General features: G+C 37.7%; 22 protein-coding genes. 3 read left to right on the top strand and 19 right to left on the bottom strand.

Annotated features, from left to right (window positions below; translation table 11 throughout):
• Nucleotides 1–382 precede the first annotated feature (382 nt).
• The 12 genes from lysS to pth all read right to left on the bottom strand — a co-directional run bounded on the left by lysS (nucleotide 383) and on the right by pth (nucleotide 15,077).
• Entirely contained in the window at nucleotides 383–1,891 is a 1,509-nt protein-coding gene (lysS, locus tag RZ78_RS01715; RefSeq protein WP_034532490.1) for a lysine--tRNA ligase, read from the bottom strand.
• A gap of 64 nt (nucleotides 1,892–1,955) precedes the next feature.
• Nucleotides 1,956–2,966 (bottom strand): tRNA dihydrouridine synthase DusB, encoded by a 1,011-nt coding sequence (gene dusB, locus RZ78_RS01710; RefSeq protein WP_054607933.1) that lies wholly within the window; start codon nucleotides 2,964–2,966, stop codon nucleotides 1,956–1,958.
• A gap of 75 nt (nucleotides 2,967–3,041) precedes the next feature.
• Complete coding sequence (gene hslO / locus RZ78_RS01705) at nucleotides 3,042–3,932, bottom strand: Hsp33 family molecular chaperone HslO (protein WP_054607932.1); 891 nt, start codon at nucleotides 3,930–3,932, stop codon at nucleotides 3,042–3,044.
• 66 nt (nucleotides 3,933–3,998) lie between these two features.
• Nucleotides 3,999–5,987 (bottom strand): ATP-dependent zinc metalloprotease FtsH, encoded by a 1,989-nt coding sequence (ftsH, locus tag RZ78_RS01700; RefSeq protein ID WP_053791518.1) that lies wholly within the window; start codon nucleotides 5,985–5,987, stop codon nucleotides 3,999–4,001.
• A gap of 117 nt (nucleotides 5,988–6,104) precedes the next feature.
• The gene (gene hpt, locus RZ78_RS01695) at nucleotides 6,105–6,647 is read right to left on the bottom strand and encodes a hypoxanthine phosphoribosyltransferase (protein WP_041152423.1); all 543 of its coding nucleotides are present in this window, start codon (nucleotides 6,645–6,647) and stop codon (nucleotides 6,105–6,107) included.
• Nucleotides 6,648–6,668: 21 nt separating this feature from the next.
• The gene (tilS, locus tag RZ78_RS01690) at nucleotides 6,669–8,036 is read right to left on the bottom strand and encodes a tRNA lysidine(34) synthetase TilS (protein ID WP_054607931.1); all 1,368 of its coding nucleotides are present in this window, start codon (nucleotides 8,034–8,036) and stop codon (nucleotides 6,669–6,671) included.
• Between the two features lie 79 nt (nucleotides 8,037–8,115).
• Complete coding sequence (locus RZ78_RS01685; protein WP_041152424.1) at nucleotides 8,116–8,574, bottom strand: S1 domain-containing RNA-binding protein; 459 nt, start codon at nucleotides 8,572–8,574, stop codon at nucleotides 8,116–8,118.
• Nucleotides 8,575–8,669: 95 nt separating this feature from the next.
• A complete protein-coding gene (locus RZ78_RS01680; RefSeq protein WP_054607930.1) occupies nucleotides 8,670–9,047 on the bottom strand; it encodes an FtsB family cell division protein in 378 nt (125 codons plus the stop codon).
• An 87-nt stretch (nucleotides 9,048–9,134) separates the two neighbouring features.
• The gene (locus tag RZ78_RS01675) at nucleotides 9,135–9,407 is read right to left on the bottom strand and encodes an RNA-binding S4 domain-containing protein (protein ID WP_041152425.1); all 273 of its coding nucleotides are present in this window, start codon (nucleotides 9,405–9,407) and stop codon (nucleotides 9,135–9,137) included.
• Nucleotides 9,404–10,981 (bottom strand): putative polysaccharide biosynthesis protein, encoded by a 1,578-nt coding sequence (locus RZ78_RS01670; RefSeq protein WP_054607929.1) that lies wholly within the window; start codon nucleotides 10,979–10,981, stop codon nucleotides 9,404–9,406. Before RZ78_RS01670 ends, RZ78_RS01675 begins: the two co-directional genes overlap by 4 nt.
• The gene (gene mfd, locus RZ78_RS01665; protein WP_424580124.1) at nucleotides 10,971–14,501 is read right to left on the bottom strand and encodes a transcription-repair coupling factor; all 3,531 of its coding nucleotides are present in this window, start codon (nucleotides 14,499–14,501) and stop codon (nucleotides 10,971–10,973) included. The genes RZ78_RS01670 and mfd overlap by 11 nt, the downstream gene beginning before the upstream one ends.
• 18 nt (nucleotides 14,502–14,519) lie before the next feature.
• Nucleotides 14,520–15,077, bottom strand: a complete 558-nt coding sequence (gene pth / locus RZ78_RS01660) for an aminoacyl-tRNA hydrolase (RefSeq protein WP_034532481.1) — start codon at nucleotides 15,075–15,077, stop codon at nucleotides 14,520–14,522.
• 190 nt (nucleotides 15,078–15,267) lie between these two features.
• On the opposite strand from pth, the gene RZ78_RS01655 reads away from it, so the two are divergent.
• Together RZ78_RS01655 and cbpA are read left to right on the top strand one after the other, a co-directional pair.
• Complete coding sequence (locus RZ78_RS01655; protein ID WP_053791515.1) at nucleotides 15,268–16,218, top strand: L-lactate dehydrogenase; 951 nt, start codon at nucleotides 15,268–15,270, stop codon at nucleotides 16,216–16,218.
• A 151-nt stretch (nucleotides 16,219–16,369) separates the two neighbouring features.
• Nucleotides 16,370–17,011, top strand: a complete 642-nt coding sequence (gene cbpA, locus RZ78_RS01650) for a cyclic di-AMP binding protein CbpA (protein WP_054607928.1) — start codon at nucleotides 16,370–16,372, stop codon at nucleotides 17,009–17,011.
• Nucleotides 17,012–17,068: 57 nt separating this feature from the next.
• Here the strand turns inward: cbpA and RZ78_RS01645 are convergent, their stop codons facing one another.
• The 4 genes from RZ78_RS01645 to RZ78_RS01625 form a co-directional block, all read right to left on the bottom strand.
• Complete coding sequence (locus RZ78_RS01645) at nucleotides 17,069–17,422, bottom strand: type II toxin-antitoxin system PemK/MazF family toxin (RefSeq protein ID WP_034532478.1); 354 nt, start codon at nucleotides 17,420–17,422, stop codon at nucleotides 17,069–17,071.
• Nucleotides 17,423–17,737: 315 nt separating this feature from the next.
• Entirely contained in the window at nucleotides 17,738–18,856 is a 1,119-nt protein-coding gene (gene alr, locus RZ78_RS01635) for an alanine racemase (protein ID WP_054607926.1), read from the bottom strand.
• Nucleotides 18,857–18,958: 102 nt separating this feature from the next.
• Nucleotides 18,959–20,485 (bottom strand): DEAD/DEAH box helicase, encoded by a 1,527-nt coding sequence (locus tag RZ78_RS01630; protein WP_034532475.1) that lies wholly within the window; start codon nucleotides 20,483–20,485, stop codon nucleotides 18,959–18,961.
• Nucleotides 20,486–20,653: 168 nt separating this feature from the next.
• Nucleotides 20,654–22,024, bottom strand: coding sequence for a UDP-N-acetylmuramoyl-tripeptide--D-alanyl-D-alanine ligase (locus RZ78_RS01625; protein ID WP_054607925.1), 1,371 nt, complete (start codon nucleotides 22,022–22,024; stop codon nucleotides 20,654–20,656).
• Between the two features lie 202 nt (nucleotides 22,025–22,226).
• Between RZ78_RS01625 and RZ78_RS01620 the strand changes: the two genes are divergently transcribed.
• Entirely contained in the window at nucleotides 22,227–22,688 is a 462-nt protein-coding gene (locus RZ78_RS01620) for a low molecular weight protein-tyrosine-phosphatase (RefSeq protein WP_054607924.1), read from the top strand.
• Nucleotides 22,689–22,729: 41 nt separating this feature from the next.
• On the opposite strand, the gene RZ78_RS01615 is transcribed toward RZ78_RS01620, so the two are convergent.
• From RZ78_RS01615 to RZ78_RS01605, 3 genes are all read right to left on the bottom strand, one after another.
• Nucleotides 22,730–22,975 carry a type B 50S ribosomal protein L31 gene (locus RZ78_RS01615; protein WP_053791508.1) on the bottom strand — a complete coding sequence of 82 codons (246 nt, stop codon included), beginning with the start codon at nucleotides 22,973–22,975 and terminating at the stop codon, nucleotides 22,730–22,732.
• A 102-nt stretch (nucleotides 22,976–23,077) separates the two neighbouring features.
• Complete coding sequence (locus tag RZ78_RS01610; RefSeq protein WP_054449708.1) at nucleotides 23,078–24,352, bottom strand: UDP-N-acetylglucosamine 1-carboxyvinyltransferase; 1,275 nt, start codon at nucleotides 24,350–24,352, stop codon at nucleotides 23,078–23,080.
• 162 nt (nucleotides 24,353–24,514) lie between these two features.
• Entirely contained in the window at nucleotides 24,515–26,131 is a 1,617-nt protein-coding gene (locus tag RZ78_RS01605) for a CTP synthase (RefSeq protein ID WP_054449707.1), read from the bottom strand.
• Nucleotides 26,132–26,188 lie beyond the last annotated feature (57 nt).

The following is a 26,188-nucleotide window of genomic DNA, read 5'->3' as shown; positions in this document are numbered from 1 at the left end:
ATTGACTTCGCAATGTTTAATTCTTACAACTAAGTTGTAAGTTCCTTACACATCATCGATTATCAATCTTGTTCAGTTTTCAAAGATCTACCATTTATATGTCTAAATTACGACTTCTTAATTATATCAAAGTTGTGAAACAATGTCAACAACTTTTTTCAAGCAATCAAATTTATTAACGTTATCTCTTAACGACAACAATAAATATTATGCCATGCAATCGTTGTTATGTCAACAACTTTTTATATTTATTTTTTCTAGCTGTTCGTCTTTCAAACAACATTTAATATATTATCAAGTTTGTGGAACATCGTCAACCACTTTCAACAAAAAAAGCGTAAAGAATTGAAATTAATCAATTCTTTACGCTTAGTTGTAGATCTTAGTCTTGTTCTGAGTTGTCTTCTGGTCTCATTGTTGGGAATAGTAGAACATCTCTGATTGATTCAGCGTCAGTTAATAACATAACCAGACGGTCAATACCGATACCTAGTCCCCCTGTTGGTGGCATACCGTATTCTAGAGCTTCAACGTAGTCTAAGTCGACCGGTTGTGCTTCATCGTTACCGTTAGCCTTTTCAGCAGCTTGAGCTTGGAATCTTTCCTTTTGATCGATTGGATCATTTAATTCAGAGAATGCGTTAGCGTATTCCATACCTTCAACATATAGTTCAAAACGGTCAGTAAATCTTGGATCATCAGCGTTCTTCTTAGCTAATGGTGAGATTTCTACTGGATGACCGTAGATGAATGTTGGGTTCTTAATTTCTGGTTGAACCTTTTCTTCGAAGAATTCGTTGATAATGTGGCCAACAGTCCAGAAATCTTGGTATTCAATGTTGTTCTTGTCAGCAAGTTTTCTAGCTTCTTCTAGACTCATTTCTTTCCAGAAATCAATTCCAGTAAATTCTTTGATTGCGTCTACCATGTGTAAACGTTCAAATGGCTTGTTAAAGTCTACTTCTTCACCACGATAGTTAATAATACCGTTGTCAGTAACAACCTTAGCAGCTGCCTTGAAAATACCTTCAGTTTCATCCATAACATCATGGAAGTCGAAGTATGCAATGTATGATTCTAATTCAGTAAATTCTGGATTATGGTTTTGATCCATACCTTCATTTCTGAATACACGACCGATTTCGTATACACGTTCCATACCACCAACGATTAGACGTTTTAAGTGTAGTTCTAGTGCGATACGTAGGTATAAGTCGATGTCTAATGCATTGTGGTGAGTAATAAATGGACGTGCACTAGCACCACCAGCTTGGTTGTGTAGTACAGGTGTTTCTACTTCAGTACAATCCATTTCGTTGTCAAGGTAGTTTCTGATTGCAGAAATAATCTTGCTACGTTTTTGGAAACGGTCAAAACTATCACGGTTTGAAATCAAATCAAGATATCTTTGACGGTATTTTTGTTCCTTGTTTTGTAGACCATGGTACTTGTCTGGCAATGGACGCAAAGCCTTTGATAAGAAAGTTACATGAGTAGCCTTAACAGTTAATTCACCCATGTCTGTCTTAATTAGTTCACCTTCGATACCTAAATGGTCACCTAAGTCGGCACGCTTGAAGAAATGGTAGTTGTCTTCACCTACTTCATCTTTTCTTACGTATAGTTGAATTCTACCGGTACGATCTTGTAAATCACCAAAACCTACCTTACCTTTTCCACGTTTTGCAACCATACGTCCAGCGATAACAACTTTTAGATTTTCTTCCTCTAGTTCTTCTTTAGTACTATCGTTGTACTTATCGTGTAATTGTTTAGCTAAATGAGTACGTTCAAAACGGCTACCGAATGGGTCGACCCCTTCTTCTCGTAATTCATTCATCTTTTGGCGACGAACTCGCAATTGGTCATTCATTTGCTTTTCTTGTGCCACAGTAAAACCTCCATCAGAATAAATTATTTTATATTAACATAATACCATAAAATAATTTAAAAAATTACATTTCACTTAAATCCGCATTTTTTGCTGCTCTTTTATGAGTCTTTTCAAGGAAATTGTCGAAAATATCGTCCATTTCTTCTTCAGTCTCTGCATTGTTTAAAGCTACCTTAGCTCTAGCTGAGTGAGAGATACCCTTTAGGTAGTATGCAGCTTGGCCTCTAAATTCACGAGGACCAGTAAATTCACCCTTCACACCAACTAAACGGTGTAGATGTTCCTTAGCAGTTGCAATCTTTTCATCAACTGTAGGTTCTTTCAATAGTTCGCCAGTTTCTAGGTAGTGTTTGGTTTGTTGTAGCATCCATGGGTTACCTTCAGCGGCACGACCAATCATTACAGCATCTGCTCCAACTTCGTCTAACATCTTCTTAGCTTCTTGAGGAGTTCTAACATCCCCATTACCCATAAATGGAATTGTTAAAGCATCTGCAACTTGTTTTAAAACATCCCAGTCGGCGCTACCAGTGTACATTTGTTTTCTAGTTCTACCGTGCATTGCAATCGCTGAAGCACCGGCCTTTTCAGCCATTAATGCATTTTGAACTGCGTATACGTGGTCTTCATCCCATCCAGTTCTCATCTTAACAGTAACTGGTTTCTTAACAGCGTCAGTAACGTATGAAACCATTTCATATACCTTGTTAGGATCCAATAGCCATTTTGAACCGGCGTCAGTCTTAATAACCTTATTTACAGGGCAGCCCATGTTGATATCAATGATATCGGCATCAGTTTCTTGGTCGATAAACTTAGCCCCTTCAACAAGGGTTTCCTTAGTTCCACCAAAAATTTGAATACTCATTGGATGTTCCTTTGGATCGATATCCAACATACTTAGTGTCTTCTTGTTCTTGTACATTAAACCACGATCAGAAATCATTTCACAGACAACAAGTCCGGCTCCTGATTCTTTACAAATCATTCTAAAAGCAGTGTTAGTAACCCCAGCCATTGGAGCAACAACTACTTGATTGGGGATTGTAACATCTCCGATTTTCCATTCCATTTATATTCACCTCAATATTAAACACGTTTAGCATGATAAATATAATATCACACTAAAATTAAAACTGCATACTTACTATTCTTTTGAATCTGAATTATCGGACAACAATGCTCTCAAGTCGTCTTCACTGTAGTTATATTCGGTTTCACAGAAGTTACAGATAACCTTTGCTCCATGGTCTTCATCAATCATGGCTTGGATTTCCTTATCGTTTAAACCGGCAATCTTTTCACCGAACTTTTCTTTTGAACAATCACACTTAAATTCTACAGGCATGTTTTGTAGGATATCGATGTTGTCTTCACCAAAAATCAGTTTCAAGATGTCTTCTGGCTTTTGTTTTGATAGGAATAGTTCTGAAATCATTGGAATTGACTTCAAACGTTCTTCTAGTTTGCTGATTGCATCATCTGATGCGCCAGGTAGTACTTGAATTAAGTATCCACCGGCAGCACCAATGGTTCCATCTTCATTTACGTATACAGATACACCAACAGCTGATGGAATTTGTTCTGATTGAGCTAGGTAGAAAGTAAAGTCATCACCAATTTCACCTGAAACTAGTTGAACGTTACTTACGTATGGTTCATCGCCACCTAGATTTTTCATTACTTCTAGGCTACCTTGCCCAACGGCGCCACCAACATCTAGCTTGTGGTGCTTGTTTAATGGTAAATCAACGTGTGGATTGTGAATGTATCCCTTAACGTGACCATTTGCGTCGACGTCAACCAATACTGGGCCGGCAGGGCCATCACCCAATACCTTTACAGTCATTGTTTCCTTACCCTTTAATACTGATGTAGCTAATAATAAACTAGCTACCAGTGAACGACCTAATACCGCTGAAGATACAGGCCATGTTTTATGATCTTTTTGTGCTTCGTCAACTACGCCAGTAGCTTCCATTGCGTATGCTCTAAACATACCGTCTTTAGTGACACTCTTTGTTAAATAGTCTGCCATTTTTTTATTCCTCCATAATCACCTAAAAAAGCGTGAGTCAAATAAATTCAACCCACGCTCTATTAGTTAGTCTTCATCATTATCTTGATGTTGATTTTCTTTTTGTTCTAGTTGTTCTTTGCTTTCTTCAAAAGAAGCATCTTCGTTATCACTTGAAGTGTTTTCTTCTGGCATCTTACCAGTACGGTATAGACTCAAGATTTCCTTTTCGTCTAATGTTTCGTACTTAAGCAATGCGTCAGCGATTACCTTATGTTGTTCACGGTGTTGCTCAATAATATCATGAGCTTGACCATGAGCTTCATCAATTAATCTTCTTACTTCTTCATCAATAACTGAAGCAGTCTTTTCAGAATATCTTCTTGCGTATGGGTCATCGTTTGGACTTTCCAATTGAACAGTTCCTAGCTTTTCACTCATACCATATTGAGTAACCATAGCACGAGCTAAGTTAGTAGCTTGTTCGAAATCATTAGAAGCACCTGAAGACAATGAGTCGAAGATAATTTCTTCGGCAGTTCTACCACCCATTAGACCAGCAAGTTGTTCCATTGCGTTCTTCTTAGATAGCAATTGTTGATCTTCTCTTGGAAGCATAATTGCGTATCCCCCAGCACGTCCACGAGGAACGATAGTTACCTTGTGAACGACACGAGCATCGTTTAGAACTAAACCAACAATTGTGTGACCAGCTTCGTGGTTGGCAACAATGTTTTGTTCTTTTTGACTAACAACTTTATCTTTCTTAGCTGGACCAGCAATTACACGGTCTTCAGCTTCATCCAATTCTGATGGACCAATTTCTGACTTGTTTCTTCTAGCAGCTAATAAAGCAGCTTCGTTTAACAAGTTAGCTAAATCGGCACCAACAAAACCAGGAGTTTGTTTAGCAATTTCATGCAAGTCAACGTTATCAGCGATTGGCTTGTTCTTAGCATGTACCTTTAAGATTGCTTCTCTACCCTTAACGTCTGGTCTACCAACTAGTACCTTACGGTCAAAACGACCTGGACGAGTCAAGGCAGGATCCAATACGTCAGCACGGTTAGTTGCAGCAATAACGATAACACCATCATTACCTGAGAAACCATCCATTTCAACCAATAGTTGGTTCAAGGTTTGTTCTCTTTCATCATGGCCACCGCCCATGCCGTTACCACGTTTTCTACCAACAGCATCAATTTCATCAATGAAAATGATTGCTGGAGCTTCTTTTTTAGCCTGTGTGAATAAGTCACGAACACGACTAGCTCCAACCCCAACAAACATTTCAACGAAATCAGAACCTGAAATTGAGTAGAATGGAACACCAGCTTCACCTGATACGGCTTTTGCTAGTAAAGTTTTACCAGTTCCTGGAGGTCCTTCTAATAGGACACCATGAGGAATCTTAGCACCTAACTTGGTGAACTTCTTTGGATCCTTTAAGAATTCAACGATTTCAACAAGTTCTTGCTTTTCTTCTTCTTCACCAGCAACATCTGTAAAACGAACATCACTCTTGGTTGGTTTAGCCTTTGACTTGCCAACACCCATGATGCCGCCCTTGCTACCATTCTTACCACCCATTTGGTTCATCATAACGAAGAAGAAAATAATGATAATTAGCATTGGTAGTAATGAGAAGATTAGGTTTGACCAGAAGCCACCGTCTGTGTCGGCAGCCTTGGCACCCATCTTAACGTTATTCTTCTTAGCGTAGTTTGTAATTTCATTAATAGTACCGTTGTTCTTCAAAACCTTAGTCTTGAATGATGAAACCTTAGTTTCACTCTTGGTATTACTGAATAAAATGCTACCAGAATTGTTTGATTTAACGCTTTGGGCTTTTCTGTATTCACCAGAAACAGTGTAAACACCATTTTCTGGTTGAATTGAAAAGCTCTTAATTTTGTTATCTTTTAGTTCTTGAACAAACTGACTAGATTGCAATTCCTTGTTTTGAGGTTGACCGTTCTTTGATGTGACAAAGAAAGTAACTCCCAAGACAATCAAGAAGCACACTATGTAGAACAGGCTGTTCTTGAATAATCCTTTATTATTGTTATTACGCATCAATTGCCTCCTGTGTTCAATGCTTGTTTATGTATTAAAAATAACATGGTGAGACCCGCCATTTTTTCAATACATAACACGAAGCATATATTATCATTTTTCAGAAGAATTAACCATTTATTTGTCTGAATAAACCTCTGGTTTTAATACTCCAACATATGGAAGGTTACGATACTTGCCTTGGTAATCTAAACCATATCCAACAACGAATTCGTTTGGTACTTCTAAACCAACGTAATCGGCCTTGGCTTCGACTACTCTTCCTTCAGGCTTGTCCATTAAAGTACATACCTTAATTGATCTAGCACCGCGTTCAGCTAATAGGTCTTCTAAATATTTCAATGTTCTACCAGTATCGATAATATCTTCAATGAAAATAACATCCCTACCGTTAACATCCACATCAATATCTTTCATTAATTCAATGGTTCCGCTTGATGCAGTACCTCCATGGTAACTTGAAACGTCAATAAAATCGATGTCCATGTATAGGTCCATTTCTCTGACAATATCTGTCATGAAGAAAATAGCACCTTTCAATACACCAACTACCACTGGTTTTCTGTCTTTGTAATCAGTTGTAATTTGTTGACCTAATCTGCGACAAGCGTCTGTGATGTCTTCCTTACTGTATAAGGTTTTTAGAATGTCGTTGTTCATTAGTTTCTCCTTCCACATACTTTATTTAATGATTAATGTATAAACTCTAGCTTTAGAGTTATCGATAGATACAGATTCACTGTAGCCTAAAACGGCTAATAGCCTTCCCTGATCAGTCATCAAGCTCTTGGCAGATTGCCTCTTATCAACAGGTATCTTCTTGTTAATAAACAGTCGCTTAGCCGTTTGATGGCCACCATTTTTAAGCGTTATTCTATCACGATTTTGCGTCTTTTGTACAATCAATGGGAATTCTGAATCCAATAGATTAAAACGAGAAACTCGTTTCGCTTCGTCATCTGAAACATCAAAATGATCCGTAATCATCCACTGGATATCATCTTCGAAATACCATTTATTCAATGTTACCACAAAATAATCGTTTTTAAATCCAGTTATTTGGTTTTGATTGATATTTTCGAATAAAAATTTATTATATTCCTTTTTTATGCTCAAATCATTCGATAACTCAACAACACCCTGTGGCTTTTCATCATTATTAAGTAGTGAGGTCACCTGATGTACGATATCGACGTTTATACCATCAACCACATATTGATCAATTAAATAATCAATCAATCCGGCTTGAACGTAGTCAGGCAATTCCAAGAATGCACTTAACTCAAAAGTATTGGTATCAACACCAATATCTTTTGTTAACTTCTCAAAGAAGAAATCATTTTGTTTCTTCATTGAGTTCAGTTGGTGTGAAAAGTCATTCACATGTTCAATTCCACGACTGTTTTCTTCTTCAACAAACGGAATCAATCGATGCCTAATTCTGTTTCTAGTGACATCTAGTTTTTGATTAGTGTCATCTTCATACCATTTAATTGATAGGGTTTGCATGTATTGAGTTAGTTCTTTCTTGCTAAACCCTAGTAGTGGACGAATCAATCGACCATCATTAAACTTACGACTTTCCTTAATCCCGACTAGATCCTTTACAAACGCTCCACGAATTAGTCGCATTAAGACCGTCTCAGCTTGGTCATTAGCATGATGTGCTGTTAATAATATACGTGAATTATTGTCTTTGACGACCTTTGAAAAAAAGTCATACCTATATTTTCTGGCTGCCATCTCAATTCCATTACTTGGATGGAACTGTTCTTCCCAATTACCAACTTCAATTTTGATGTTGTGGCTTTGACAGAAATCTCTGATATATTGTTCTTCCTCTGCGCTCTGTGCTCGTAAATGGTGATTAACGTGAGCAACAATCAATTCAGGTCGATTCTTTTTGGGCAAGTTCATCATTAGGTTAAGTAACGCCATTGAATCAACGCCTGCAGATACTGCGATAACCACAGAATCTGACTGGTTAAACCAATCCTTACTCTCAATCAATCGATTAAATTTTTGCTGGGTAATATTTTGTTCCGGCATTAATACCGTCCCCTTTTAGTCACATTTTTGGTAAAAATAAAATGATTAAGGTAATCTACCCCAATCATTTTTTATTTGGTTAACTACGGCGACCGCCACGGCCTCCACGCTTACCTTCAGTATTTTTCTTGATTGTAGCTAGTCTGCTTTCACTTTCCTTTAGGAAACTGTCCATTAAGTCATCGAAACTAGCCTTGTTATTTTTATGGTTATCATTGTGATGACGGTTATCACCAAACTTACCATGATTTGAATGTCCATGGGCCATCTTTGGTTGTTCTCTTCTTTGTGGTTCGGCAGGCTTATCAACTGCTTTTCTGATTGATAAAGCAATCTTACCATCGTCACCAACACTTAGAACCTTAACTTTAACGTCATCGCCAACTTTTAATACATCTTTGATATCTTTGATATAGCCATCAGAAATTTCACTAATGTGAACCAATCCTGTTTTGTGTTCGCCTAGATCAACAAAAGCACCAAAATTAGTGATTCCTGATACTTTGCCGGAAACTTTTGCTCCAACTTCAATTGCCATAAAAAAATTTGTCCTCCTAATAATGATTAGTAACTTTAGTATAGCACCATTTAAATGATAATTGTATAAAAAAAATGGTATTTTTTCATACCATTTTAATTTTGAGTTACATCCTTTGAAACATCCCCTGGAAGACTGTAAACCGTCTCTCCTGGCTTGGTGTAATAGTATTTTTCACGAATTACTTTTTGGATGTAGTCCTTGTCATGTAACTGCTTAATATTTTGCTTTAGCTTTTGATTATCAATTTTACTCTTCTTAAGTTCCTTCTTGGTTTGAAATTGTTGTTCAGAAACGTTGCTAATCTTAGATTTAGTTATAAAGATTTGTGCAACCAACATTAAGATAACGACGAGGAAGAAGCTTACCAGGATAATTCCACGTTTTTTTCGACTGCGTAAAATTTCTTGATGTCGAGATTGCTTGATCTTCGTGTATTGATTATTCAATTGATGAACCTTATCAACATCCATGGTATCCCCTCCTCAATTTGCTACTTAATAGTATAGATGATTCTTAAAAAAAATAAATAGATAATTAATTTTGTAACTAAATTTTAATTATTCGGCGTTGAAATCTCTTTCGTATTGTTCATCCAAAACTGTGTACATTCTATCTGCATCAGCCTTTTTAGTGGTTTCGAACAATTGGTTAACTTGAACAGTTAATGTCTTGTTACCAAACTTAATCACTAGTTTATCGTTTGACTTAACGTCTGATGATGATTTTGCCACACGGTCATTAATGGTAATACGACCTTGATCAGCAATATCCTTTGCTACTGTTCTTCTTTTGATAATTCTTGAAATCTTTAAAAACTTGTCTAATCTCATTTCGACATCCACCTATCTATAAACTTATTTACTACTGGCACTGATTGCCATTCTTGATATGTTAATAGTTTCCACTTAATTGCTAAGACACCGAAGACGGATGCCCCGATTGGAACTAAGAAACATAGTGAGATGATGGCACTTAATCTTTGACTGTGAACCAAGTGAATTGATCCAAATAGGTTCATCAAGACCATTTCGATGACCAATATCACCAAAGCAATCAATGTTAACTTCCATAAGAAGCTCCACTTATGTTCAATTTTAACGATGTCAGTTGGTGCGAACTTAACTTCCACGATTAGCATTAATAACAAACTAATTACGGTGGAGATACTTGCACCAGCTATTCCTATATGGGCAACCATTTCTTTAGTAATCAATATCTTAGAGGCTAACCCTAATATAATCGCGATAATGGTAATTTTAAAGTGATTTGCACTCTGCAAAATACTACTATAAATCGTAATCATCGTTGTTAAAACCACACTAATCATAAAAATACTAATTGTGGTGTTTTGTTGACCACTGTTAAATAGCAAGCGGTTAATTAGTGGCATCAAGCTAATCATCCCTACTGCAACACCTACGGTCATAAACATGCTAACCCTAAGCATTTCAGATGCTAGGTTATGAAACGACTTCATTTGTTTCTTGGAATAGGCCAAACTTAATGATGGCAAGATGGCAGAAGCAAACGATGTCGCAATTACCAAACCTAATTGAACCAGTGGTTGGCCACGATCGTAAATTCCTTTGACAGCCTGTGAATCAATCAAGTTCAATCCGTTTAATAACAATCCTTTTCGGACGGTAAACGAATCGACTAATTGCATTAATACCGTTAAAGATGAAAGCATGCAGATTGTGCCACCTTCAAACAATAATCGCTTCAATAATGATTGATACGACATCACCTTTTGACTAGGTAGTCGTTTAATATCCACCGCATAATATCGAATTAGGATAGCTACAGAGAAAATTTCAGCTACCGGTGTTGCCACCATCGCATAGGTTCCAATTGTGTATGGATCCACGTGGTGTCTAACGCCAACGTATGCGGCTGCAATGATTAACCCAACTCGAATCACCTGTTCTACGACCTGCGAATAAGCGGTTGGTTTCATAATCAAGGTTGCTTGGAAGTACCCTCTTAAACAGGCCAGTATTGGCATCATTAAAAACATCCAGCTGACTGCGCGAATCAAACTATCTAATCTGATGTCACCCATTAGAGCAGCAATCGATGTTGCCTTAATCTGGAAGATGATAAATATCAAACCACCAAAGATTGAAAGCATGATAAACAGCTGTCTTAAAAGGGCTTTTTTCTGCAATGTTGTTTCCTGTTCAGCGATAACACGTGAAATAATAATTGGCATCCCACTTAAAGCTAATACCATCCCAATTCCATAGATTGGATAAACCTGTTGGAAAACGTAGAATCCAATGTTTCCCACCAAGTTTTGAAATGGTACACGATAAACGGCACTTAAAACCTTACTAATCAAAGAGGCGATTGATAAAATCATCGCACCCTTCATTATCACTGATAGTTTATTGTCATTTTTCATTTGTTAAGTTTCCTGTGTGTTCTTTATCCAATGCTTCGACAAACTTACTCAATTCACCTAACCACTTTTGTTCATCCATATTAGGTTGAATGATTAAGGTAATTTGCATCTTGCCGTTAGCAGTACCAACCATTGATCTGAATTCAGTTTGTGCAATTGCCTTTAGCACTTGCTTGCTGTCATAGAATTGAGTTCCAATCGTTGATAGAGTGACTGTGATTTGTTTTGGTGTTTGTCTAATCTTTTCAATTAACGATGAGTCGGCGTACATCTTAATGCGACTGATTGTTAAAAGGTTTTCAACCGCGGTTGGATAATCACCGAAACGGTCAATTAAATCAGACTGTAGTTCACGATATTGATCATCGTTTTGCATTTGTCTAATTCGTTTATACAATTCAATCTTTTGCTTTTCATCTTGAATATATTCGCTAGGCAAGTATGCTTCCACGTCCATTTCGACGGTTGTGTCAACTCTTTGTTCAGCACGACGACCACGTTTAGTTGCCACCGCATCCGCCAACATTTGAGTATACATATCATAACCAACAGAATCGACAAATCCAGATTGTTGCTTACCTAATAGGTTCCCGGCACCACGAAGTGATAAGTCACGCATGGCAATCTTGAAACCAGAACCTAGTTCGGTAAAGTCCCTAATGGCTTCCAAACGGTTTTCGGATACTTCGGTCAACACCTTGTTTGGTTTATACATAAAGTACGCATAAGCGACACGGTTGGAACGACCAATTCTTCCACGAATTTGGTACAACTGGGATAGTCCCATGTGATCGGCATCTTCGACAAATAACGTATTGGCGTTTGGAATGTCGACCCCGGTTTCGATGATTGTTGTGGTTACTAACACATCGTATTCACCGTTAACGAAATCATATAGGATGGTTTCCAATTGATTTTCGGTCATTTGACCGTGAATATAAGCAATTCTAGCATCCGGTACCAATGTTTGTAACTTCATGACGGTGTCTTCAATGTCTGAAACACGGTTGTGCATGAAGAAGACTTGGCCTCCCCGATGCATTTCACGGGTAATCCCCTCACGGATTGCGCCGGCATTTTCTTCCATTACGTATGTTTGAATTGGGTAACGGTTTGCTGGTGGAGTTTCGATAACTGATAGGTCACGAACTCCCATCATCGACATGTTCAAAGTTCGAGGAATTGGGGTTGCAGTTAGTGTCAAAACATCAACATTAGATTTTAGTTGCTTAATCTTTTCCTTGTGCTTAACACCAAATCGTTGTTCCTCATCGACCATCAATAATCCTAAGTCGGCGAACTTGATGTCATCAGATAGCAAACGATGGGTTCCGACAACGATATCGATTGACCCATCTAGTAAACCTTTTTTGGTCTCTTCGACCTGCTTCTTGGTTCTGAAACGAGATAGCACGGCTACTGATACTGGGAAGCCTTCAAAACGGTTCACCATTGTTTCGTAGTGTTGTTGTGCCAATACGGTAGTTGGTACCAAAAAAGCAACCTGTTTACCAGCTTCGACCGCCTTAAAGGCTGCGTGTAATGCTACTTCGGTCTTACCGTAACCAACATCCCCAACCAGCAAACGGTCCATTGGATGTGGTTGTTCCATATCCTTTTTAATTTCTTCGGAACTCTTCACCTGATCAGGGGTTGGTTGGTATGGGAATGCTCCTTCAAACTCTTCTTGGTATTCGTCATCTTCTGGGAAGGCATATCCAACCTGGTTGGAACGCTTAGCGTATAAGTCAATTAGGTCATCGGCGATATCTTCAATCTTTCCTTGGACCTTTGACTTCGTCTTTTGCCATTCACTGCCACCCAATTTGTTAACACGTGGGTGTTTGTCTTCGGATGAAACGTACTTTTGAATTAAGTTTAATTGCGTCACCGGAATGAACAACTTCGCGTTCTTTTGGTAAGCGATGGTCATGTAGTCTTGGTGCTTACCGTCGACTTCCATGGTCTTCATCCCTTCATACTTACCAATCCCGTGGTTAGCATGAACAACATAGTCGCCCGGTTTCAAATCAGCATAACTCTTGATTCGTTCCGCATTGGAGAAGGTTTGACGACGTGGTCTCTTCTTGTGAACGGTCGTAAACATTTCTGATTCGGTAATTACCGCCAATTGTTTAATTGGTAGTTCGAACCCATTCTTCAAACGTTCACTGACGACTTGGACTTGGTGTTCCAAGATGTTATCACTGGTGGTTTGAACCGATTCAATTTCAAAGTCAGCCAATGTTTGCGATACCTTTTGCATTCTGGCCTTGTCCTTCACCAAGATTACAACGGTGTCATCCTGTTTGTGCCATCTATCGATTTCAGTCTTCAATAGCGGCATTTGTCCGAAGAACTTTTGCATTGGACGCACCTTAATATCATTTAATTGGGTCAACTTAAGGTTCCCAATCCCCTTTTGGAACAATGACATTAAAATTTCGGCCTGATTAATTTTGTGGAAGTGTTCTCTAAAGTCCACGCTAAACAAATCAGTTGATGCAATTTCACCATGGTCAAACTTATCATTAGCCCACGATTGTTCTTCTTCGACTAATTGTTGACTGTTTTCTAAAATACGACTGTAGTCATCGAATAAGACGACACCATCATCGTCCAAGTAGTCAAAGATGGTCGTTTCGTTTTCATACATCGCTTTAGCATACATTATCCAATCCGGATCAATGATTCCTTCATTGGCATCATCAATCATGGTTGAAACCGCATCGCTTAAACGTTGCTTTAATTCATCGTTATCTAGTTTTGCTAAACGTTTATCACGTAGTTGCGTTAAATTAGCAACTGCTTGTTGTCTTTGTGATTCGTTTAATACCATATCAGTCGCTGGTAGTACTGAGATGGTTTCAATATTTTCCAAACTTCTTTGATTAGATACGTCAAAATATCTCAACGAATCGACATCGGTATCGAATAAATCAATTCGAACTGGATACTCTGAATTCAATGGATAAATATCGATAATTGATCCACGAAGTGAAAATTCACCTGGTGCTGCCACCATCTTTTCAGGTGTGTATCCCATTTGAAATAGTTTGTTTCTTAGTTCATCTAAATTAACTTCATCGTCGATTGAGATGGTTAATTTAGCATCAGAAAAATCGCCTGGTTCCGGCAAAATACGTTTAGTACCGGAAACAGACGTTACGATAATCTTAGGTTCATCGCTTAATAGTTTTGATAAAGCTTGCACACGAGTGGCCTTGTATTCAGGTGAACTGGTGGCAACTTCTGCGGCTAAAACTTCTTCGACTGGAAATTCTAATACATCATCTTCGGAGACAACATTTTGTAAATCTTCAACAATATCATCACATCTGGATAAAGTATCAGTCACAATCAAGAAGTTTTTCTTTGTTGATTTGAACAATGCTGCAATCATCATTGTCTTCGCAGAACCTGATAAACCAGTCACTAACTGACGATGTTTGGGTGCTAAATCATTAACAATCTCATCGTATTGTGGCAGTTGTGTGAAAAATTGACTTAATTCCAAAATAGTTATCCCCTCTAAATATTAGTTGTACTTGTTTTCTAGCTTGTTGAATTCTTCCCCATCGATAAATTCTTCTAGTGCTGAAACACTGTTGTCAATTGCTTGGTTTAATCCTGGTTTTTGGTCGTCTGTAAAGTGACCTAATACATAGTTAACGACGCTTTCTTTGGTTGGGTGGTCTGTTCCCACCTTGATACGGTTAAACTTGTCGGTGCCTAAATGGGCAATTAAACTCTTAATTCCATTATGACCACCGGCTGATCCATGGTTTCTCAATCTAATTTTTCCAATCGGTAAATCCATATCATCATATATTACTATTAAATCGCTTAAATCTAACTTAAAGAACTTCATTAAAGGTCCAACTGAACGACCTGATTCGTTCATAAATGTTAGTGGCTCGACTAACATAACCTTTTCACCATTAATGTTAGTTGATCCAATCTTTGCTTCCATCTTTTGTGTTGATAATTCAACGCCATGCTTGTCGGCAAACTCGTCTACTACCATAAAACCAGTGTTGTGTCTGGTTTCCTTATATTGTGGTCCCACGTTTCCTAATCCCACAATCATCTTCATAAAAAATCCGCTCCTTTTTTCGCTCAATTAATATGTAAATTATATCATAGTATGCAATCCAATATTTATCCCGTCGCTTATAGAAATATAGAAAACTATTCGTTTTTTTAGCGCTTTGTAATTACTAATTTCCAAATTAATGATATAATTCAGTTGTAGATTTAAATATGTTTTTGAAGGGATGATTATTGTGGCTTTAAAACATCAAAAAGTTGTTTTAGTTGGTGACGGTGCCGTTGGTTCTTCATACGCATTTGCTATGATGCAACAAGGACTAGGCGAAGAATTCGTCATCGTTGATATTATTAGAGATCGTATCGAAGGAGACGCACTTGACTTAGAAGATGCTCAAGTATTTACTGCTCCTAAGAACATTTACGCTGGTGATTACAGTGACTGTGCAGATGCTGACTTAGTTGTTATCACTGCCGGTGCACCTCAAAAACCAGGTGAAACTAGACTAGATCTAGTTGGAAAGAACCTAAAGATTCTTTCATCAATCGTTCCTGAAGTTGTTAAGTCAGGATTTAAGGGTATTTTCTTAGTTGCTGCTAACCCAGTTGACATCTTAACTTACGGTGTTCAAAAACTTTCAGGTTGGCCAAAGGAAAAGGTTGTAGGTTCAGGTACTTCATTGGATACTACTCGTTTCCAAGTTGCTGTTGCTAAGAAGTTAGGTGTTAACCCTGCTGACGTTAACGCATACATCATGGGTGAACATGGTGACTCAGAATTTGCTGCTATTGACGAAGCAACTGTTGGTTCACGTCCTCTATTAGACGTAGCTAAAGATGCTGGCGTAAGCAAAGATGACTTACTACAATTAGAAGATGAAACTAGAAACAAGGCATACACAATCATCAACAAGAAAGGTGCTACTTTCTACGGTGTTGCAACTGCCCTAATGAGAATTTCACGTGCAATCTTACGTGACGAAAACTCAGTACTACCTGTTGGTGCTCCAGTTAACGGCGAATATGGTTTAAACGATATCTACATCGGTACTCCAGCTGTTGTTAACGCATCAGGTATTAAGCAAGTTATCGAAGTTCCTCTAAGCGATGAAGAAAAAGCTAAGATGGAAGCTTCAGGTAAGACCTTAAAGGAAACTGCCGAAAAAGGTATGGAAGCTTTAAAATAATCGATTAACTTGATTAGATATTAAGTCGAGGTGCACTTTGCTCCCCGGCTTTTTATTTTGGGCAATTGTTGATTTATCGCCACAAAGTCATCAATTTATGTTAAAATTAGATTATGAGAAAAATTCTAATAATTCAAAAGGAGGTTATGTTATGCTATTGAAGTCATTGGTTAAACCTAAAGGCAGCTTAGTCACAGTTTCAGAAAACGTTTCATTAGAACAAGCTCTTGAAACCTTGGAAGAATCTGGTTACAGATGTATTCCTATCTTAGACGAAACTGGTACGATCTTTAGAGGTAACATCTACAAGATGCATATCTACCGTCACAAATCTAACGGTGGTGATATGTCACAACCTGTTACTACCCTATTAAAGAATGCCACTAAGTTCATCAATGTTAATTCAGCCTTCTTCCACATTTTCTTTTCGATTAAGGATTTACCTTATATCGCTGTATTGGATGATAATAATCGTTTCTACGGTATCTTGACCCACACTCGTTTATTGGACATGCTTTCACAATCATGGAACGTAAACGTTGGCAGCTATGTTCTAACTGTTCTAGCTCCTGGTAATCGTGGTGATCTAGAATCAATGTCTAGAATCATCACTAAATACACTGCAATTGCCAGTGTTATCAGTCTAGATGGTCAAGAAGGTGAATTGGTACATAGAGTTATGTTCACCCTTCCCGAAGAAGTAGATAAGAAATTGTTAAAACGAATCACTGCTGCATTAGAACGTAAAGGCTTTAAAATTGCAGAAATTGAAGATTTAGCGGACGAGAAATAACATTATCGAAACAAAAAAGGATGCGAATTAAATTCGCATCCTTTTTTTATGTATGTTTTACTGTACACCAATACTTAATTTCAATGACTCGTCCACTCGTTTCATAAACTTATCACTTAAGTGATCTACTCGATCATGTAATCGTTGTTTATCAATTGTTCTAATTTGTTCTAATAGGATAACTGAATCTTTTTCGATTCGGGTCTTATCAGCACTAATAGCTACGTGAGTAGGCATCTTTGGCTTTGAAATTCTAGCAGTAATTGCGGCAACAATCACGGTAGGACTGTAGTGATTCCCGATATTGTTCTGGATGATTAATACCGGTCTCATTCCACCCTGTTCGGAACCAACAACTGGTGATAGGTCAGCATAAAAAACGTCGCCACGTTTGATTTCAACGTTAGCCATTCTAACATCCCCTATCTATAATGAATTCATCTGAATTCTGAAAACGTAATGTGATGCACACTTGAGGCTTCACAAAAAGTGAATTCCTTTGAAATAGCACGATTGATATCGGTCATCTCAGTGTACCCAGCAATTAAATTCTGGACTATCAAATAATCGTTAAAACATGGATTAACCACAATCCTAGTATGTGTATCAATGGAAACATTCATTCTAGGATGTGATATTTCTGCTTTGTTACTTGATGTAGCTGTGCTTAGAAGTGAATAAACATATCGATTCTTAGATTGCATTGATTAATCCTCTTAAAACGGGTTATTCTACCACAATGCGTGGTAGTCTATCAGTGAGTAAGCAAGCCACTTCATAATGAATTGTATCACAATATGACGCAATGTCTTGTAAAGTAATCTTTTCTTTACCGTCTTGACCCACAATTGTAACTTTTGTGCCTGGCTTCACTGGTTCATCTAGTTTAATCATTAGTTGATCCATGCATACTCTACCGACGATTGGGCAGAACTTGCCATTAACTAGTAGTGAGAAACCTTGTAATGCTCGCACAATTCCATCGGCATAACCAACTGGAACTGTGGCAATCCATTCAGGTTGATTGGATGTGTATGTCGCGCCATATCCAACTGAACGACCTGCATCAATTTTCTTACAGTAGACAACTTCTGTTGTTAAACTAAGTGCTGGTTTTAATTCATATGGTAGGTCTAGTTCCCCACCAGATGGATTTAAACCATAACCAGCAACACCAAATCTGATCATGTTGCAGTTAAATTCACTATGCCACAAGCTAGTAGCTGAATTAGACACATGTACATATTTTGGTAATGTATCTATAACTGAAATTAAATCATTAAATCGTTCAACTTGCAAATTAAAATACTTTACGTTATGTGTATCAGCGGTTGAGAAGTGTGTAAAAATCCCCTCAAAGTTCAAGGTATTAGATTGATTCAAGAAATCGACCGCTTCTTTAAGTGAATTTTTGTCTTGAAAACCAATTCTACCCATTCCAGTATCCAAACCGACATGAACATTTAGCTTTGGTAGATTCTTTTGAGCTAGTTGTTCATCGGCTGCTCTCAACCAATCAATGGATGAGATGGTTGCTGAAATGTTTTTTTCTGCCATTAATGATGCATGTTTCACATCGGTAATCCCTAACACTAGGATTGGTTCGTCAAAACCAGCATCCCTTAGTTGTAATGCTTCATCTAAAATGGCCACACAAAAACCATCGGCGCCAGCCTTCTTCGCTTCGTGTGCTACTGCGACTGCCCCGTGGCCGTATCCATTGGCCTTTACGACCATGAATAAGTATTCGTTATTTTTTAAACGTTTCTTTTCGTTACTAATATTATGATATAAAGCACTCTTACTAATTAGTATTTGTGCATTTCTATGAGTTCCTACTACCATATTAATCTTTCCTCCAATTAATAATGGGCATTTCCTTTTATTGTAGTTCTTTATGTAAAAAAAAGCTATTGACAAATTTTCATATCAACAGCTTTTTTGTTATTAATCTTTGTTTTTAATTGTAAATGACTTGTTTGGGCGCTTGTGGTTTGATGAACGGTTACCCTTCTTGTGATCATCACGGTGGTTGCCTCCGCCATTACCATTGTAACGACGACGGTTTCCGCCACCATTTCTGTTACCGCCACGCTTGAAACCACCACGACGGTTACCACCGCCACGGTGATATCCACCACCATGACCGCGCTTGTTCTTGTTAGGAAGTGGCTTTTCAGCAGTGATGTGAACCTTAACTTGGTTTCTAGTCATCTTGCTTAATAGCACTGATACTAATTCCTTAGCATCGTATTTTTCTAACAATTCGTCAGAAGCTTCTGAGAATGGTTCCATCTTAGTCTTTTCGATTAATGAACCAATTTCCTTAGTAGCTACTTCTAGTTGACCCTTCAATGCTTCATCAGCTGAAGGTGGCTTAAGAGGTAACATTCTAACCTTAGTTAGCTTTTCAATGTCTCTTAAGTAACTAGTTTCGTTTGGTTCAACAAAAGTCATTGAAACACCATGACGTCCGGCACGACCGGTACGACCAATTCTGTGAACGTAACTTTCTGAATCTTGAGGGATATCGTAGTTGTATACGTGAGTAACACTTGAGATATCAATACCTCTAGCAGCAACGTCGGTTGCAACTAAAACGTCAACCTTGTCATGCTTGAAGTCCTTCATGATTTGTGAACGACGGTTTTGAGTTAAGTCACCATGAATTCCGGCAGCGCGGTATCCGCGTAGTAGAAGTCCCTTAGAAACTTCATCAACACGACGCTTAGTACGACAGAATACGATAGTTACCTTAGGTGCTTGGATATCAAAGAATCTAGTCATGATATCAAACTTTTCAAATTGTTTTACTCTGATGTAGTATTGATCAACTAAATCAGTAGTTAATTCTTTAGCCTTAATTGTAACTTGTTGAGGGTCCTTCATGAATTGAACACCAACACGTTTGATTTGTGGTGGCATAGTTGCAGAAAATAACAATGTTTGTCTTTCTTCTGGAACTTGTTTTACGATGCTTTCAATATCATCTAGGAATCCCATGTCCAACATGTCATCGGCTTCATCTAGAACCAATGTCTTAACATGGTCTAATTTTAATGTACGTCTGTTGATATGATCCAATAAACGTCCAGGAGTACCCACAACAACTTGTGGTTTACGCTTTAAGCTTTGGATTTGTCTTCTGATGTCAGAACCACCAAAAACTGATACAGCTTTAACACCCTTTTCTTTTCCAAAACGACTAATTTCGCCTTGAGTTTGAATAGCTAGTTCACGAGTTGGTGAAATAACTAATGCTTGCACGTTTGGATTGTCTAAATCAACGTGTTCAATAATAGGAAGAGCAAAAGCAGCTGTCTTACCTGTACCTGTTTGTGCCTGTCCTAAAACATCCTTACCTTGTAGGGATAAAGGAATTGTTTCTGCTTGGATTGGAGTGGCTTCCTTAAAACCCTTGTCTTCAATCGCTTTTAATAGATCTTCTGAAAGACCTAATTCTCTAAACTTCAAATATGTTTCCTCCTAAACGAAACATTCAATATAATACCGTCATTAGCTAAGGAAGAGTCCGTTCCCGTTAATGCGCTAATAACTTGATTATAAAAATTCCGTGTTCTAAAAAATGTAACTAGACTAATATAACCCTTTTGGGTCAAATTAGCAAATGAATTACCTATATTAATTTGTTAGTTTATCTAATAGTTTTTCTAAATGAATTCCGTGACTAGCTTTCAATAGTACTTGGTCACCTTCATAAATTTCAGCATTTAATTGGTCGTACAAATCATCCAATTGATCTGCCTTAAAGTAGAAAAGATTTTCTGATGAATAAACTGAGCTTAACTTGTCGTACAAGTACTTCATATCAGGACCAATTAAGTACACGCTTTGCACTTCTTTTGGATCTAATACCTCGGCTAATGATTCGTGTAGTTGAATTGATTGATCACCTAATTCCAACATGTCACCTAAAACGGCAATTTTACGGCCATCAATCTTTTCTTGAGTAAATGCATTCACTACTTCTTTAACAGCAGTAGGGTTTGAATTATAAACATCTGAAAGGATCATTTCGTGTTTACTTCCTTCAATCCATTCAGTACGGTTATTAGTCAAATTGACATTCAACAACGCCTTTTGAATGTTTTCTTCTCTGATTCTGTATAAGTCACCGATTGTGATGGCAACCAATGCGTTGTTAACATTGTATTCACCAATCATTGGAATCTTGAATTCAACATCTGAGTACTTATTAACCTTGAATGTGGTTTGTACTTCTGTTCCAGCAATGTCGTAAGCATAAAAGTCATCATCTTCAGTCAAACCAAAAGTACGTTTGAATGGTAGTGATTCACTACGACTTTCTAATAGTGGTTCGTCACCGTTATAAACGAAAATACCATCTTCCTTTAGTCCGTTGACAATTTCCATCTTGGCATCAGCAATCTTGTCACGAGTACCAAAGAATTCAATGTGGGCTTCACCAATCATTGTTATGGCTGCAACGTCTGGTTCAACTAAGTGACTCAAAAAGTCTAGTTGCCCTGGACGATCCATGCCCATTTCAACAACCAATACTTCGGTGTTTGGTTCCATATCTAAAATGGTCATTGGCACTCCAATTTCGTTGTTGAAGTTGGCATGAGTCTTAGTGACGTTGAATTGAGTGGATAATACTGAAGCCACCATGTCTTTGGTAGTAGTCTTTCCATTACTTCCAGTAATTGCGACAACCTTAGGATTAATCTTAGCCAAGTAGTATTGGCTTAATCTTTGTAGTGCTTCTAATGTATTATCTACAACGATAATTGGAAAATCTGTTGGAGCATTTTCGTGGTCTTTTTGCCAGAATGTTGCTACGGCACCATTATCAATTGCACTTTGAATGTAGTCGTGACCATCGTTTTGACTAACAAGTGGCACAAATAGTGCCCCGTCTGTTAGTTCCCTGCTATCAAAAGCAACACTAGTAATATCAATATCTTCATATTCGCTAATATCATTTTGCGCAGAAACTGCACGAGCAACTTCTGTAAGTGACATTTTCATATCTAATAAATCTCCATTTCATCAGTTCGATAAGTGTTACACATATTATAACATGAAACGACAAATTATTTTAAAACCGTTTTTGCCAATCCATTATGAGACAATCCTTTGTTTTTAATGAGGTCTTGTAAAAACTATTAACTAATTGTCAAAACACTGTTAATATGTTTAATGGATAATAATTAATGGGGACGTGACTACTTTGAAAAAAGTCTTATTTGTGTGCCATGGAAACGTTTGTCGTTCTGCAATGGCTCAGGCCATTTTTAGAAAGATTGTAAAAGAGCGTGGACTGGAAAATAAAATCGCAGTTGATTCAGCTGCAACAAGTACCGAAGAAATCGGAAATCCGCCACACCCAGAAGTTCGTAAACTGTTAGACCAAAAGCAAATTAGCTATGACGGTCAACATTCAAGACAAATCGAATCATCTGACTTCCAGAAATATGATTTAATCATTGGAATGGATTACGAAAACATGAACAACCTGATTCACTGGGCACCTAAGGATCAAGCCCACAAGATTCATCTTTGCTTAGATGTTATCGATGGACTGCAAGGTAAAGAAATCGCAGATCCTTGGTATACCGGTAATTTTGATTTAACTTTTGAGCAAATTAACGAAGCAATGCCAAAATGGATTGACTATGTGTTAAATATGTAAAAAAAAGGACATATCCGAAACGGATATGTCCTTTTTTATCTTTACTTGAAACCGTATTTCTTGTTGAAACGATCCACAGCACCATCGGCTTGAGTGAACTTTTCACGGCCAGTGTAGAATGGATGAGAATCTGAAGAAATTTCAAGACGTACTAATGGGTATTCATTACCATCATCCATAGTGATAGTTTCAGCTGAGTTCATAGTTGAACCAGCCATGAATTTAAAACCAGTACTTGTATCTTGGAATACCACTTGGCGGTATTCTGGATGAATTCCTTGTTTCATTATAAATCGCTCCTTTGCCCTGTATCATATGTTGATTCAGAGATTATCGTTTAGTCGACTTGATTATAGTAACACTAAATAGAAGTTAATTCAACACGAAAATTAACTTTCGTCGTTAACTAATTCAACGACAGCATTTAGATTAGTTAACTTATCAATGATATTGTCATATCCTCGTAAAATGTTGTCTGCGTTATCAATCACAGTGGTTCCTTGTGCCATTAAACCGGCAATCATTTCAGATGCTCCGGCACGAATTTCCCCTGCTTCAATCTTTGAACCAACAAGTGCGTCAGTATGACTTACGATGATGGTACCGTTACCTTCATCGTATCTAATCTTGGCACCCATCTTCTTTAGTTCGGAGATGTGCTTGATTCTCTTTGGATAAATAGTGTCAATGATTGTACTGTCACCAGCAGCCATTAGTAGTAGTGGCGTAATTGGTTGTTGTAAATCAGTGGCAAATCCAGGATATGGCATTGTCTTAATTTCGATGTTCTTAAGTTCTTCAGTCTTTGGAACATAGATACTATCTTCATTAATTTGTAAATCAATACCCATTTCTTGTAACTTGGCAATGAATGATTCTAAATGTTCTGGAATCACGTTTTGAATCTTCACACCGTCACCATATGCAGCAGCCATGGATAGATATGTACCTGCTTCGATACGGTCAGGGATAATTATGTGAGTATTTTTGGCACGAAGTGATTCAACACCTTCGATTCTGATCACATCTGTACCGGCTCCCCTAACCTTGGCACCCATGTTATTCAAGAATGTAACAACATCAATAATTTCTGGTTCCTTGGCAGCATTTCTGATGACAGTTGAACCCTTTGCTTTAACGGCAGCTAAAATAGCATTGATAGTGGCCCCCACTGACACAACATCTAAAAAGATTTGTGCTCCGTGTAAACCATCTTCGTCGGTTGTGATGATAATTTCATCACCATCATTTTCAACCTTTGCCCCCATTGCTTCAAAAGCCTTGATGTGTTGGTCAATTGGTCTAGGACCGATGTTATCTCCACCAGGGAAAGTAATCTTAGCACGACCAAAGCGTCCTAATAGTGCTCCCATGAAGTAGTATGATGCTCTTAAACTTTTAATTGCCTTACTTGGTAAGGCACTTTCATTTATTGTTGTTGGGTCGACGTTTAATATTCCATCGGCAAAATCTGATGAGACATTCATTGATTCCAAAATCACCATTAGATTGTGTACATCTAAGATGTTTGGCACCATGTCAAATTGCACTGGTGTGTCGGCTAGAATAGCTGCTGGAATTAATGCAACAGTGCTATTTTTAGCTCCACCAATGGTCACGTTACCAGATAAACGATGGCCGCCCTTTATTATCATTTTATTCATTGTTTAAATTCCTCACTTACAGTTTCACTATATAATAGTGAACAATAACAATATTAAATAATAAATATTAAAAATACAATAGTTTAAGCTAAAATTAAACATACATTTAATAAAAACAACAAAAAAGGCCGGAAAATTTCCTGGCCTTTTTTGTAAAACATATTATTTGTTGTTTTCTTCATGTTGTTCGTGTGCAGCTGCAACGAATGCCTTGAATAATCCTTCAGGTCTAGTTGGACGTGATAGGAATTCTGGGTGGTATTGAGCAGCAACAAAGAACTTGTTAGTAGGAATTTCAACAACTTCTACCAAGTGATCATCTGGAGAAGTACCGGCAATAACTAGACCGTGAGCTTCCATTTCTTCTCTGTATTCGTTGTTGTATTCGTAACGGTGTCTGTGACGTTCTGAAATTTCAGCCTTGTTACCGTAAGCTGCAGCAGTTACAGTACCAGGTTTTAGCTTACATGGGTAAGCACCTAAACGTTGAGTACCACCCATACCATCGATATCAGCTTGGTCAGCCATTAAGTCAATAATCTTGTGTGGAGTTTCTGGGTCAATTTCAGTAGTGTTAGCATCTTTGTAACCTAATACATCACGAGCAAATTCAATACTTGCAATTTGCATACCTAAACATACACCTAGGTAAGGAACGTCGTTTTCACGAGCGTACTTAACTGCAGTAATCATACCTTCGATACCACGGTCACCGAAACCACCAGGAACGATAATACCGTCAGCATCACCAAGTAATTCTTTAACGTTATCTTCAGTAACTAGTTCTGAATTTAACATCTTTAGGTTAATCTTTGCATCAACTGGGTAACCAGCATGACGTAATGATTCAGTAATTGAAATGTAAGCATCCTTTAGTTTTACGTATTTACCAACTAAAGTAATGTTAACAACATTCTTTAAGTTTTGTACTTTTTGTTCTAGTGCCTTCCATTCAGTCATGTCAGCCTTAGGAGCATCCATACCAAAGTGGTCAACAACTTGTTGATCCATACCTTGAGCTTCTAGCATCAATGGAACAGTGTAAAGTGTTGGAGCATCTTTTGATTCAACAACGGCTTCTGGCTTAACGTCACAGAATAAAGCAATCTTTCTCTTCATCGCATCAGTAACGTCTTGTTCAGTTCTAACAACTAATAGGTTTGGTTGAATACCTAAACCACGTAGTTCTTTAACTGAGTGTTGTGTTGGCTTAGTCTTCATTTCGCCAGCAGCACGTAAGTAAGGAATTAAAGTGGTGTGGATGTAGAATACATTTTCATCCCCTACTTCGCTCTTCATTTGACGAATAGCTTCTAGGAATGGTAGTGATTCGATATCACCAACTGTACCACCAATTTCAGTAATTACGATATCAGCGTTTGATACCTTAGCTGCACGCATGATTTTTTCTTTAATCATACCAGTGATATGAGGAATAACTTGAACAGTTGCACCTAAGTAGTCACCGCGGCGTTCTTTTCTCAATACTTCTGAATAAATTTTACCAGTAGTTACATTTGAGTATTTATTTAAGTCATTATCAATAAAACGTTCATAGTGACCTAAATCAAGGTCAGTTTCAGTACCATCATTAGTAACAAACACTTCACCGTGTTGGTATGGGCTCATAGTACCTGGGTCGACGTTAACGTATGGATCAAACTTTTGAATAGTAATGTTGATTCCACGGTTTTTTAATAAACGTCCTAGTGATGCAGAAACAATTCCTTTTCCTAGTGAAGAAACAACCCCACCAGTAACAAAAACATATTTAGTCATGTGAAAAAACTCCTCATAAAATCTATTAGGGTAAAAATTAAAAACTCCCTATTCATT

It is taken from the genome of Apilactobacillus kunkeei (genome assembly GCF_001308195.1).
Lineage (GTDB): Bacteria > Bacillota > Bacilli > Lactobacillales > Lactobacillaceae > Apilactobacillus > Apilactobacillus kunkeei_C.
This window is presented reverse-complemented; position numbering and strand designations above follow the sequence as displayed.